Genomic DNA, 12,067 nt, shown 5'->3' with positions numbered 1-12,067 from the left:
CCCCACGTGAGGAAGTAGCGCTCGCCACCGTCGGCAAGCGTCACCTTGACCGCGATCACATCGTCCACGAAGGGCAGCATGCCTTCAGAGCGTTGACACACACAACCAAGATTCACTGCGCGCTCATCAGCGTAAGACGGTTTGCGTCAAGCCGTTGGTCGGTGCCTCGTCCGTCGTCTGTTCCGGCATAGCGGTAATGGGGTTGGTCCCGGCAGCGTGTAATCGGGTTGGTGAGACGACGGGCGGGGCTGCCCATGATGTGCGTTGAGGTAACCGTGGTTCCGCAATGCCGCGTGGGGCTCGCCCCGACCCCGGCTTGACGGGCCGCGTTGCTGTTGTCAGGCGGCGATTGGCATCACCGTGCGACGTTCGGTGCCCTGCGTGGCGATGATCGGGTCCCAGGCTCGGCCGGTGGTGACGACGGCGTGCAGTTGCCGCAGGATCGCCGCGCCGATCACTGCCTGCGCCTGGGTGGTGGTGAGCTTGTTCTGTGCTCTGGTGGTCAGGTGGGTGAATCTGGCGGCGTAGACTGGGTTGGCGCGTTGCGCGCCCCAGACCGCCCGCCAGGCGGCGAGCCGGAGTCCGGGCCGGCCTTGCCCGGTGAGTTTCGTGCGGCCGATGTAGGTGCCGGAGAGCTTCTCCCGGGGTGCCAGGCTGGCGTGTTTGACCAGCGCCCGCGCGGACGTGAACCGGTTCGGATCGCCGGTCTCGGCGAGGATCGCGGCCGCGCCGATCGCGGACAGGCCGGTGATCGAGGTGACCAGCTCGGTCAGGTGGAGTTCGTTCAGGACCGCCGTCATCCGGGTCTCGGTATCGGCCAGCCGGCGGTGCGTGTCGAACCAGTCGTCGAGCACCAGCGCGATGCGTTCCAAAGCGCCCAGGCGGTGTTCGAACACACCGGCCGGGTCGCTCAGCGCCGCGAACAGCATACGGACGATGCGCATGCACGGTCGCTGACGACCTCGTCGCACGATCTCCCGACGCACCGCCGTTTCCAGCCGCGGCAGGCCCAGCCGGCGGGCCCTGGTCGGCGTCTGGCTGTTCACCGGCTGCCGCATCGACGAGATCCACCGCCTCGAACTCGACTGCATCATCTGGGACACCGGCACCGACCCGGACACCGGCGAACAGTTCACCAGCTGCCTGCTACGAGTCCCGGCGAACAAGACCTCGGGCCCCTTCACCAAACCGGTCGACCCGGTCGTCGGGCAACTCGTCGATGCGTGGAAGCTGGTCCGTCCCATCCAACCTGACCTGCCCGACCGCAAGACACGTCAACCGCGACAGCACCTGTTCACCTGGCGCGGCCAGCTGATCGGCAAGGCCTACCTCAACGACCGGATCATCCCGGCGCTCTGCAGCAAGGCCAACATTCCCGAATCCGACTCCCGCGGCGCACTCACCAGCCACCGGGCCCGAGCCACCATCGCCACCCAACTGCTCAACGCCCGGGAACCACTCACCCTCGCCGACCTGCAGCAATGGCTCGGCCACAAACACGCCGCCAGCACCCGCTACTACGGCGAAATCCTGCAACGCACCCTGAGCGCCGCCTACCGCAAGGCCGACTGCTTCACCCGCAACGTCCGCACCATCCAGGTCCTCATCGACCGCGAGTCCATCCTCACCGGCACGGCCGCCGGCGGCGAGCAGCCTTGGAAGTACTACGACCTTGGCGACGGCTACTGCAGCTACGACTTCTTCGCCAAGTGCCCACACCGGCTCGCCTGCGCCAAGTGCTCCTTCTACCTGCCCAAACAGTCCAACGCCGGCCAACTCCTGGCCGTCAAAGACGGGATCGATCAAATGCTCGAGCAACTCGACCTCACCGACGACGAACGCGCCGCACTCGAAGGCGACCGAGAGGCCCTGACCGCCCTTGCCAACCGACTCGCCGACGTCGCAACTCCATCCGGCCCGACACCGAACGAACTCGGCAACGGCACGGCCTTCATTCCGCTCACCGCCCTGCGCGCCAGCCTCCGGGAGGGCCCTCCGTGACGGGAGCGCTGCCCACAGAATCTCGGACGCCCCGTGCAGCCGACCCGCACGGGGCGCCATGGTTGCCCTTCAACCAGCTCCCCAGCAGGGGCACGAGCGCTCTGCTGAATCCAACCGCCACTGAGCGAAGCGATTCACCGGACTCGTTGGGCGATCCTCAGCTCCGTCAGGTAGCGCTTGACAATTTGCCCCCCGTAGTCCGCGTCGATCAGCCGCGCGATGGAGTTCAGCAGTGCGCTCCGCTGCACGTCCGGCAAGGCACGGTGTCCGGAGTAGGTCAACAGCAGATCCAGGTAGTCAGCTGTCGAGTACGGCAGCTCCCACTCGTATCGGTAGAACTTCGCAGGCCCGAATCGCCCCGACGAGGTGAGCTCCCGATCGTCTTCGACGATGTCACGAGCGGTCTCAAGACGCAGGCCCGGTGGGGTCGACGGATCGAAGCGCTCGTAGCACTTCTGGATCTCAACGAAGAATGCCTCGGTCCAGGTACCGCCAGCGATGTGGTGGGTTCCCACGGTGGCCAGCAGGCCACCGGGACGCAAAGCGTCAGCAGACTTCGACACCCGCACCGCGGGGTCGATCCAGTGGAACGCGGTAGCGGAGAACACCACGTCGAACGGTTCACCGGGCAGGGGCCACTCCTCGAACGCCGCCGTAACGACCTCCACCGCGTCGAACGCGGCAAGATTTCGCCGAGCCACAGCCGCCATGTCCGTGCCCAACTCGACAGCCACGATGCGGTAGCCCCGCTCGGCCAGCGGCACGGTCGCCTGCCCGGTGCCACAGCCGATCTCCAGCACCCTTGCCCCAGGCGCTACCCCGGCCGCAGCGAGATCATCAAACATCTGCACTGGGTATCGAGGGCGGGCACGGTCATAGCGTGCAGCGTCCTCGTTGAAGGTCTCTCGCAACCTCACGTAGTCATTGCTATCGCTCACCAACAGAGAGTACGAGCGCAGCTCCTACGGCAGGCACCCAATTCTCGATGCCAGGCACGGCAGGGTGGAGCCGCTCGCCCGCCCGCCGATCGTTACTGGAAATTCGCAATAACGTGCCGGTTCCAGGAGTGGATCCCGCTCCGCCTGCCGCACCTGCCCGGAGTCGACGCCGCTGGCGTGGTGGATGAGGTCGGTGACGGGGTGACCACGGTTCGGGTAAGCGATGAGGTTTTCGGAACCATCGACTACGCCCAGTCTCGCCACGCGCGGGGCAAAATTGTGCTGAAACCGTAGGTGCCAGGAGTGCGTGATCCTGAGTCAGGCCGGACCGGACAACGGCCTTGAGCCGGCAGGATCGCCTCACTCCACAAGCTCGGCGACTTCGGCGCGTCGCAACCTCGTACGGCGCGTCGGCTGGTACACCCCCTCCTTGAGCGGCAGGGAGTCCGGCTTCGGGTCGTCGAACTTGCAGGCAAGCACGTCCTGACCGGCCTCGACCAGGTCGGCGCAGGCGACGAGTTGGGCCTTGGCCGGCTGCTTCAGCTCGAAAGAGGGATGGTCGTAGAACGACTTGTTCAACCGCGACGGCAGGTCGAAACGGTCCGTGCCCACGACGCCGATCGGGTGCGGCGCCGGCCCGGCGAGCGTCGGCGACTGTCGAAGTCGAATCGCTCCGCATCAACCGCGTCAGCGTCGGCCCTGTGACGCCGGTGTGTCGCCTACAGCAGGGTGCCGCCGGTGACGTCGATCCACTGGCCGGTGATCCAGCGGCTGTCGTGCGAGGCGAGGAATGCCACCGTGTCGGCGATGTCCTGCGGGGTGCCGATCCGGCCCATCGGCGACAGCGACACCAGCCAGGCCAGCGCCTGCCCGACGAGTCGTCCCTGGTGCATGTCGGTGTCGATGACGCCGGGTGCCACGGTGTTGACGGTGATGGCCCGCGGCCCCAGCTGCTTGGCCAGCGTCGCGGTGAGCACGTCCATGGCGCTTTTGGACATGGCGTAGGCGATCGACCGTGACATCGACGAGCCGCGGGTCAGCATCGTGGAGATGTTGATGATTCGACCGCCGTCGCGCAGCCGGCGCAGGGCGTGCTGGGTGACGAAGAACGGGGCGGTCGTGTTGACCGCGACGAGGTGGTCGAACGCGGCCCGGCTCACGTCCTGAATCTCGGCCTGGTCGCCCAGGATTCCAGCGTTGTTGACCAGGATGTCGAGGCTGTCGGCGTGTGCGTCGAACCCGGCCCAGAGCGCCTCGGCGTCACCGTCCATGCCGAACTCGGCGTGGACGGTGAACGCGTGGCCGCCGGATGCTTCGATCGCCGCGACGGTCTGCTTGGCCGCTGCCTCGTTGCTGCCGTAGTGCACGGCGACGTGGGCGCCGTCGCGGCCCAGCCGGATCGCGATCGCCCGGCCGATGCCCCGGCTGCCGCCGGTCACCAGGGCCGTCTTGCCGGCAAGTGCGGTCATGTCTGGTATGCCTCTCGTGCGGTTCGCTCAGGCCTGGTACGGGATGGTGGTTTTGGCGTCCTTGAGTGCCCGCGCCCACCAGGCGACCTGGTTGAGCAGGGTTTTGGCGGCGGTGGCGGGGCCGTGCGGGTCCTTGGGGCGGCCGTCGCCGTCGAACTGCTCCCAGGCGCCGTGGAAGCTGACTGTGTCCCGGGTGGTGACGGCGTGCAGCTCCGCGAAGACGAGGCGGAGGTGCTCCACGGCCCGCAGGCCGCCGGAGACTCCGCCGTAGGACACGAATGCCACCGGCTTGGCGTGGAACTGGGCGTTGTGCCAGTCGATGACGTTCTTCAGCGCACCGGGGTAGCTGTGGTTGTACTCCGGGGTGACCACGACGAAGGCGTCGGCGGCGTCCAGGCGCGGGGTCAGGCCATCGAGCGCCTGCAGCACGTGGTCCGGGGGCGACATCGTCGGGGCGGCCGAGCCGATCGGCACGTCGGCCAGGTCGACCAGATCGACGTTGACGTCGTCGCGGCCCTGGGCCTCGCCGACGAACCAGTTGGCGACGGTCGGGCCGAACCGTCCGTCGCGGACGCTGCCGATGATGACGGCCAGTTGCAGCCGCTGCTCAGACATGGTGCTCCTCGAGGGTGGGGGTGGACTCGGGGGTGGCGCGGTCACGCAGAGCGGTTTCGCGGATGAACCAGGCCAGCGCGAACGCGACGGCGCCGAGGGTCGCGCCGGCGGCGGCCATGCCATGCACGCCGTCGGCGACGCCGGCGCGGATCGCGTCCTGCGCCACGCCGGGCAGCCGCTGGACGGCGTCGGCGGTCAGCTCGCCGCCGGAGAGGATGCGGCCGGCCTGCTCGACGCCGAGGCGGTCATCGAGGGTGGCGCTCATCCGGCTGGTGTACACGGCGCCGAGCACCGCGGAGCCCAGCGAGGCGCCCATGGTGTGCCAGAGTGTGACCGAGCCGCTGGCCGCACCCATGTCGCGGGGCGGCGCACTGTTGATCGTGATGATCGTGGTGCTTTGCATGATCAGGCCCACCCCGGCCCCGCCGGGCAGGCTGAGCGCCGAGGCGAGGGCCAGGTTGGTGTCCGGCTCGAGAGCGAGCAGCGCCAGCATGCCGACCGACAACGCCGCACCGCCGACGATCGCCAGGCGGCGGTACCGGCCGGTGCGGGAGATGAGCTGGCCGCTGCCGACCGAGGCCGCGACCATGCCGAGCATCGCGGGCAGGATCAGCAGACCGCTCGCGGTCGGCGTGGCGCCCTTCGCCAGCTGCATATACAGCGGCAGGAAGGCAGCGAAGACCATCATCGCGGCGCCGGCCGTCAGACGCAGGATCTGGGCCAGGGTGAAGCTGCGGTCGGCGAACAGCCGCAGCGGCACGATCGGCTCGGCGGCGCGCCGCTCCACCCGCAGGAAGACCGCCAAAGCCACCACGGCGGTCGCGGCCAACCCCAGGGTCGGCGCCGAGGCCCAGGTGTACCGGGTGCCGGCCCAGCTCGCCAGCAGACTCAGCGCCACGAGCACGACGGTCAGCAGCAGCGCCCCCGCGGCGTCGATGCGTGCGTTGATCCGCCGTGGTTCCAGCCGGATCATGGCCGCGACGAGCAGCGCGGCGAGGGTGCCGATCGGCAGGTTGATGTAGAAGGCCCACCGCCAACTCAGCTGCTCGGTGAACACCCCGCCGAGCAGGGGGCCGGCGATCAGGGCGACCGGCATGATCACGCCGAACAGACCCATCAGTCGAGCGCTCTGCCGAGGCGGCACGAGCTCGGCGATGAGCGCCAGGGCGCCGACCATGAGGCCGCCGCCGCCCAGGCCCTGAACCACCCGGAAGGCTATGAGATGCCACATTTCCTGGGACATCCCGGCCAGCGCCGAGCCGAGCAGGAACAGCCCGATCGCCGAAAGGTAGGCCGGCTTGCGCCCGAGCAGGTCGCCGAGCTTGCCCCAGATCGGCGTCGCCGCGGCCATCGGGACCAGGTAGGCGGTCATTACCCAGGAGAAGTCCTGCGCTCCACCCAGGTCACCGACGATGACCGGCAACGCGGGCCCGAGCATCATCCCGTCGAGCGGGGCCGTGATCATGCCGAGGATCACCCCGATCACACCTACGTACAGGCTTCGGCTCATGGCCCTCACTCCAATCGCGTACGTCGTACTCGAAAGGGACGCTAGCCATTCGAGTACGATGTACGCAAGAGAGGGTGGTGTGACGTGTCGGACACCAGCAACGTCAGCATCTGGCTGCGTCCGGAACAGGTGCAGCGAGCCGGACCCGGCCGGCGCCCCGGCTACAGCCGGGCGCAGATCACCGCGACCGCCATCCGTATCGCCGATGCAGACGGCCTCGACGCCGCGACGATGCGCCGCATCGGCCAGGAGTTGGGCACCGGCGCGATGTCGCTGTACCGGTACGTGCCCAAACGCGACGACCTCATCGACCTCATGGTCGACGCCGTCGCCGGCGAGATCGAACTGCCCGACCGGCCCAGCGGTGACTGGCGCGCCGACCTGTCCCTGGTGGCGCACCAGACCCGCGCCGCCGGGTTACGCCACCCCTGGCAGGTGACCCTCGCCCGGCGCCCCACCCTCGGCCCCAACTCCCTGCGCGTCTACGACTTCGCCCTCAGCGCCCTCGACGGGTTCGGTCTGCACATCGACGCGATGACGACGCTGAACAGCATGGTGGCCAACTACGTCGACAGCGCCGTCCGCGACGAGATCGGCTGGCTCGAGCACGCGCGGCACACCGGCATGGACCGCAGCCAGTGGATGACCGAGTACGTCGGACCGTACGTCAACCAGGTGGTCGCGTCCGGCAAGTACCCGATGTTCAGCCGCAGCATCCGCGAGGGCAGGCTGTCGCACCAGCCGCCCGATGCGCGCTTCCAGTACGGTCTCGATCACGTCCTCAACGCCATCGCCGCCGCCCTGCCCAACCAGCCCACCCGCCAGGCGCCCGACGCCGGCCCCATCACACCGGGTATGTGCTGATCTTCATTCCATGAAGCTGCGAATGGTCATCGTCGGTGCACTCGAGCTCATGGCCGAGGCCTCCAGCCGGGCGCCTAACCGCCGCGCAGTGGAGCTGCCGATGATGAACCGGGAAAGGAATACACGGCCGCCCCGCCCGGGCCGCTGGGCCCGGGCGGGGCGGCATGTTGCGCGGGCGCGCGCCGGTCACGCCACCGGTGCGGTGACCGCCAGGACGTCCCAGTTCGCCGCGGCGACGCTGATGATGGCGCGACCCGGCACGCTGACCACGGTCGGGTTCACCAGCATGGCGGTCGTGCCGATCCCGGCCATGCCGAACTGGTTGCACCCCCAGACCAGCATCGACCCGTCTGCCCGCACCGCGTACGTGACCGGCGAGTTGTCGTTCTCGACATCGACGATCTTCGGTTCACCGGCCGGCCGGACCAACTCGGTCGGCACCGCGAGGCCACCCGGCACGCCGAGCGGGGTGAGCTGGTACTGCGTGTTATCGCCCCACAGATACACCCGGCCGTCCCCGGTCAGTGCGCTCACCGCCGACGAACCGACCGAGATGTCCACCACGCCGCTGCCCGGGCCGAGATCGGTGACCTGCACCGGCACGTACGCCGAGGTCGGCGAGTTCACCGGGCCGTACGACCGGCCGAGTGCACGCCCCTCACCGCCGCACGAAAACACCGCGCCGTCCGCGCGCCGGAACAAGGCCACCCCGCCGGCGACCGCGATCTGCCGGATGTCGGTGAGCCCAGCCACCGGCGTCGCGAACTGCGTCGCGCCCGACAACGTGCCATCGCACTTCACCGCCCCCAGGCGGTGACGGTGCCGTCGGCCAGCACCGCCGCGATCGCACTTTCCATGTGTACCGCGACATCACGGCACCTCGCGCGCCGGTGCGTGATGTCGGCTACTTCGACCAGTACGCGATGAGCAGCGTCGAACCGTTGACTGCGTACCCGGATACCGCCTGCGTCGCGTAGCCGTCTTTCGCCAGGGTGGCGGTCTGGCTCGTGAACGCCGTGATGGTGAGCCCGTGGCGGGCCGTCGACGGCGCGCTGGCCGAACCCGCGAACAGCGCCACGAAGCGAGGGGAGCCGTTGACCGTGTACGCGTTGACGTAGGCGAGGCCGAGACCGGCCTTGGTCGTCTCGTTGAAGAGGGTCTGGTACTCGCTGTCGGTCAGCGTGCTCTTCAAGCGCCACGACGCACCCAGGCTGCGCTTGACCAGTAGGCCACTGTAGGACAGCGCGCCGCCGACGCTGACGACCGAGACCTGGGCGGGCACGTAGCCGGCAGCGGTCTGACTGTCCAACATGGACTGGTAGGCCGCGGCGGAGTACCCGTGGAACGCCGCTGAGACGGCGCTCGCCGACTTCTCCCATATCGCGGCGTAGCGCACCTGGCCGTTATTGAGGTAGCTCTCGACGAAGGTGAGCTGGAAGCCCTGCCCCTTCAGTGTGTCGAAGCGGTTCTGGTATCCGCCGGCGCTCATCTCCGTGTACTCGAACCATGTGGTCGAGCCGGTGTCCGGGTGGAACACGACGTTGAAGTACGCCGCAGCGCCGACGTCGAAGCCGTCGAGCCAGACGGGCCGGTACTTGGCCGTCACCGCCTGCGTGAAGAGTGTGTGGTAGTCGGCCACGGGCACCGCGGTGCGGACCACTTCTGCGGCGCCAGCGGCGAATGGCGACGAGGCCCCATCACCGCCGGCCGGGCTCGGCAACCGTGGCGTCCCGCCGCCGACGCCCGCGCCGTCGCTGGGCGCGTCGCTCCCGTCGACCCCGCCGGCCAGCATCGTCCCACCCTCGACGGCAGCGGCTGGTTGACTGCCGCCCACCGTCGACGCGCCGCTGGCCGACGTGCCGGTGCTGCTACAGCCGGACACGACTCCGAGTGCCGCAACGGCCGGGAGCATCCAGGTCATGATCCGCTTCACGGCGAAGATTCAACATGATCTCCCTGACAGTTGGCAAAATCGTCCCGGCTACTGCGGACCCGTCGTAGCCGACGACCATGCGCCGCGGGTCCACGGTGGCGTTCATGAAGTCCTCCGCTCGGCGAAGAGCAGGGCGAGGTCGGCGAGCCGGTTGGTGTAGCCCCATTCGTTGTCGTACCAGCCGAAGACCTTCACCAGGTGGCCGTCGGCGGCGGTGAGGCCGGCGTCGAACACGCAGGAGGCCGGGTCGCCGATGATGTCGCGGGACACGAGCGGCGCCTCGCTGTACCGCAGAATCCCGGCGAGGGGACCGGCGGCGGACGCGGCGAACGCGGCGTTGATCTGCTCGGCGGTGGCCGGCTGAGACAGCCGGACGGTGAAGTCGGTCATGGAGCCGTTCTCGACCGGCACTCGCAGTGCGACCCCGCCGAGCCGGCCGGCGAGATCGGGCAGCCCCGGCCGATCCGGCCGAAACCGTTGATGGCGATGCGGTACCTCATGGCTTCCTCCCAGCGCGTCGCGGAGCGCGACCGCCCCACACCGTCCACATTGGTCCCGCCGGATCGCAGGCACCCGGGTCGAACGTCACTCGCCGTGCGGGCCGAACGCCCGGGACCTTGGACCCTGACGCGGGCGGCCCAAGGAGTTCACGGTTGGGGGTATGGCCGGAGTCCCGCGTTCGATGGAACGGCTCAGTGCGTTCGATCTGACCAACCTGGCGGTCGAGGCACCCGACACCCCGATGCACGTCGGGGTGGTCGCGGTGCTGGAAGGCCGGTCCTTCCTGGAGCCGACCGGCCGGCTGAAGCTGGCCGAGATCCAGGAGCGCATCCATGACGGCCTGCGGGCCGCGCCGAAACTGCGGAAGGTGGTGTACCGGCCCGGGCCGCTGGCCGGGCGACCGCTGTGGGTGGACGACCCAGCGTTGCGGATCGAGCATCACGTCGCGTAGGCGGCCGTCGACCCGCCTGGCGGTGAGGAGGAGCTGCTGCGCCTCGCCGAGCGGCTCATGCGGACGCTGCTGGACCGTTCTCGGCCGCTGTGGCACCTCTGGGTCGTGACGGGCCTGCCCGACGGCCGGTTGGCGGTGGTGGTCAAGCTGCACCACGCGATCGGCGACGGCATGGCAGCGATGCGCCTCATCGGCACGCTGCTCGACCCGCCGCCGCCCGCGGCCGAGGCGCCACCCTGGATCCCGGCGCCGCCACCACGCTGGAGGAACCTGGTGCGCGAACGGCTGCGGTGGCGGGGCCGCAACGCCCACAGGCGCTCGAAGCCGGGACGAACGCTGCGCGGGGCCTGGCAGACGCTGCAGCAGACCCGGGCCGCGCCGCGGACGTCGCTGAACGCGCCGATCGGCACCACCCGGCGGCTGGCGGTGTTCCGGCTCGACCTCGCTGAGGCCAAGGCGGTCGCCCACGCGGCCGGCGGCAAGGTCAACGACGCGCTCCTGACCGTGATCGCCGGCGGCCTGCGCGACGTGCTGCAGTCCCGGGGAGAACCGGTCGACGGCCTCGAACTGCGGGTCGCGGTGGCCGTCTCGCTGCGCCGCCCGGACGAGCGAGCAACCTGCCGGGCCCGCCGGCACCGATCCGGATCCTCGGCGCGCCGGTGCTCGACCTGATCCCGATCGGCGCCGTAGCCGGCAACCTGACGATCACCTTCCTGGCCCTCTCGTACGCGGGCCGGCTCGTCGTCACCGCGATCGCCGACCGTGACCACTTCCCAGACCTGCCGGTCGTCCTGTCCGGCACGCAGCGCGAGTGGGCCGCGCTGGCGGCGCCGCCCACGGCCGCAGCCCCGTCGGCCGAACCGTTCGCGACCGTCGTACCCGGCTCGGATACGGTTCCGCCCCGCCGGTGATCGGGTTGCGGCGGAAGGGCCGCCGGTCCCCGATCGGGGGACCGGCGCCCACGGTGTCGCGCCAGGTCAGTCTCATCGGGATTCACCTCCTTCCCTGTGAGGTGGTGGCCGCGAGCCGGATCACTTCGACTTCGCGGTGGCGCGGGTGGTCTGCACCGGGATCTCGCGGCCGGGGGCCACCTTGCCGGCGAGCGGCACGCGGATTTCCAGGATGCCGTCGGTGTAGGCGACGGTGATGCTCTCCTCGTCGGTGGTGAGCGGGAGGTGGACGGTGCGAGCGAACGATCCGTAGTGGAACTCGGAGCGGGCCTTGTCGACGCGCTCCTCGGTCCGTTCGACGCGGATCTGCAGCCGGTCGCCGAACTCGGACACCTTGATGTCCTTGGCCGGGTCCACGCCCGGCACCTCGGCGCGGATCACGTAGGTGTTGCCGTCGGTGTACTCCTCGACGCGGAACGCCGGCGCGCCGAACAGCATCGACGGCAGCTGGGCGAGGTCGAGCGGGAACAGCCGGGTTGCCGTACTCATGGCACGACTCCTTTCAATATGGCTTCACCCCTATCCGACGCCCGCCGTGGCGGGGTGGTGAAGGGCGGCGGGCCCGCGGCGCCGGGACCTTCGGCTCGTGTGCCGCTCCCGGGCCACGGTTAGATCGTGGCCGGCTTCGACCGCCCGGCCGGGACCTTCGTCGTGCCCGCCGGGTCGTCGGGCACTGTGGCGCGGAGCCGGCCAGGCAGACGATCGACGCGTGACCCGCCCGTCGAAACGCACGCCGGCGCCGCATGGTTCGCCGACACGCCTACGCCGCTGCGGGCGCGACGACGGAGCGGACACCGTTGCGCCGTGCCGGACGGTTCCCCACGTTCATGCTGCG

Annotated in this window: 13 protein-coding genes and 3 pseudogenes; 6 read left to right on the top strand and 10 right to left on the bottom strand. The window is 69.6% G+C overall.

Features of this window, described 5'->3' with window-relative positions; translation table 11 throughout:
* Window positions 1–338: 338 nt before the first annotated feature.
* Window positions 339–1,058 carry a transposase gene (locus ABD901_RS55815; RefSeq protein WP_345143950.1) on the bottom strand — a complete coding sequence of 240 codons (720 nt, stop codon included), beginning with the start codon at window positions 1,056–1,058 and terminating at the stop codon, window positions 339–341.
* Between ABD901_RS55815 and ABD901_RS59465 the strand changes: the two are divergent.
* Both ABD901_RS59465 and ABD901_RS55805 read left to right on the top strand, forming a co-directional pair.
* Window positions 973–1,464, top strand: a pseudogene (locus ABD901_RS59465) (tyrosine-type recombinase/integrase); the annotation flags it as partial. The gene ABD901_RS55815 and the pseudogene ABD901_RS59465 overlap by 86 nt on opposite strands.
* A 342-nt stretch (window positions 1,465–1,806) precedes the next feature.
* Window positions 1,807–2,001 (top strand): hypothetical protein, encoded by a 195-nt coding sequence (locus tag ABD901_RS55805; protein WP_345143945.1) that lies wholly within the window; start codon window positions 1,807–1,809, stop codon window positions 1,999–2,001.
* Between the two features lie 134 nt (window positions 2,002–2,135).
* Here the strand turns inward: ABD901_RS55805 and ABD901_RS55800 are convergent, their stop codons facing one another.
* Complete coding sequence (locus ABD901_RS55800) at window positions 2,136–2,918, bottom strand: class I SAM-dependent methyltransferase (RefSeq protein ID WP_345143953.1); 783 nt, start codon at window positions 2,916–2,918, stop codon at window positions 2,136–2,138.
* A gap of 102 nt (window positions 2,919–3,020) precedes the next feature.
* Here ABD901_RS55800 and ABD901_RS55795 point away from each other — a divergent pair.
* Window positions 3,021–3,194 (top strand): annotated as a pseudogene (locus ABD901_RS55795) (alcohol dehydrogenase catalytic domain-containing protein); the annotation flags it as partial.
* A 105-nt stretch (window positions 3,195–3,299) separates the two neighbouring features.
* On the opposite strand, the gene ABD901_RS55790 reads toward ABD901_RS55795, so the two are convergent.
* From ABD901_RS55790 to ABD901_RS55775, 4 genes are all read right to left on the bottom strand, one after another.
* A complete protein-coding gene (locus ABD901_RS55790) occupies window positions 3,300–3,551 on the bottom strand; it encodes a hypothetical protein (RefSeq protein WP_345143942.1) in 252 nt (83 codons plus the stop codon).
* A 107-nt stretch (window positions 3,552–3,658) separates the two neighbouring features.
* A complete protein-coding gene (locus ABD901_RS55785; RefSeq protein WP_345143939.1) occupies window positions 3,659–4,408 on the bottom strand; it encodes an SDR family oxidoreductase in 750 nt (249 codons plus the stop codon).
* 27 nt (window positions 4,409–4,435) lie between these two features.
* On the bottom strand, window positions 4,436–5,023 hold the full coding sequence (locus ABD901_RS55780; protein WP_345143937.1) for an NADPH-dependent FMN reductase: 588 nt from the start codon (window positions 5,021–5,023) through the stop codon (window positions 4,436–4,438).
* Window positions 5,016–6,533 carry an MDR family MFS transporter gene (locus tag ABD901_RS55775; protein WP_345143935.1) on the bottom strand — a complete coding sequence of 506 codons (1,518 nt, stop codon included), beginning with the start codon at window positions 6,531–6,533 and terminating at the stop codon, window positions 5,016–5,018. Before ABD901_RS55775 ends, ABD901_RS55780 begins: the two co-directional genes overlap by 8 nt.
* An 84-nt stretch (window positions 6,534–6,617) precedes the next feature.
* Here ABD901_RS55775 and ABD901_RS55770 point away from each other — a divergent pair, with 84 nt between their 5' ends.
* Window positions 6,618–7,397 (top strand): TetR/AcrR family transcriptional regulator, encoded by a 780-nt coding sequence (locus ABD901_RS55770; protein WP_345143933.1) that lies wholly within the window; start codon window positions 6,618–6,620, stop codon window positions 7,395–7,397.
* A gap of 186 nt (window positions 7,398–7,583) precedes the next feature.
* On the opposite strand, the gene ABD901_RS55765 is transcribed toward ABD901_RS55770, so the two are convergent.
* The 3 genes from ABD901_RS55765 to ABD901_RS55755 form a co-directional block, all read right to left on the bottom strand.
* Window positions 7,584–8,180, bottom strand: a complete 597-nt coding sequence (locus ABD901_RS55765) for an RCC1 domain-containing protein (RefSeq protein ID WP_345143931.1) — start codon at window positions 8,178–8,180, stop codon at window positions 7,584–7,586.
* A 121-nt stretch (window positions 8,181–8,301) separates the two neighbouring features.
* Entirely contained in the window at window positions 8,302–9,330 is a 1,029-nt protein-coding gene (locus ABD901_RS55760; protein ID WP_345143930.1) for a hypothetical protein, read from the bottom strand.
* 102 nt (window positions 9,331–9,432) lie between these two features.
* On the bottom strand, window positions 9,433–9,903 hold the full coding sequence (locus tag ABD901_RS55755; RefSeq protein WP_425556857.1) for a hypothetical protein: 471 nt from the start codon (window positions 9,901–9,903) through the stop codon (window positions 9,433–9,435).
* A gap of 88 nt (window positions 9,904–9,991) precedes the next feature.
* On the opposite strand from ABD901_RS55755, the pseudogene ABD901_RS55750 reads away from it, so the two are divergent.
* Window positions 9,992–10,954: pseudogene (locus ABD901_RS55750) on the top strand (wax ester/triacylglycerol synthase domain-containing protein).
* Complete coding sequence (locus ABD901_RS55745) at window positions 10,942–11,193, top strand: WS/DGAT domain-containing protein (RefSeq protein ID WP_345143929.1); 252 nt, start codon at window positions 10,942–10,944, stop codon at window positions 11,191–11,193. Before ABD901_RS55750 ends, ABD901_RS55745 begins: the two are co-directional and overlap by 13 nt.
* A gap of 120 nt (window positions 11,194–11,313) precedes the next feature.
* Here the strand turns inward: ABD901_RS55745 and ABD901_RS55740 are convergent, their stop codons facing one another.
* On the bottom strand, window positions 11,314–11,721 hold the full coding sequence (locus tag ABD901_RS55740; protein ID WP_345143927.1) for an Hsp20/alpha crystallin family protein: 408 nt from the start codon (window positions 11,719–11,721) through the stop codon (window positions 11,314–11,316).
* Window positions 11,722–12,067: the final 346 nt, after the last annotated feature.

The organism is Dactylosporangium darangshiense (assembly GCF_039537565.1).
GTDB lineage: Bacteria > Actinomycetota > Actinomycetes > Mycobacteriales > Micromonosporaceae > Dactylosporangium > Dactylosporangium darangshiense.
This window is presented reverse-complemented; position numbering and strand designations above follow the sequence as displayed.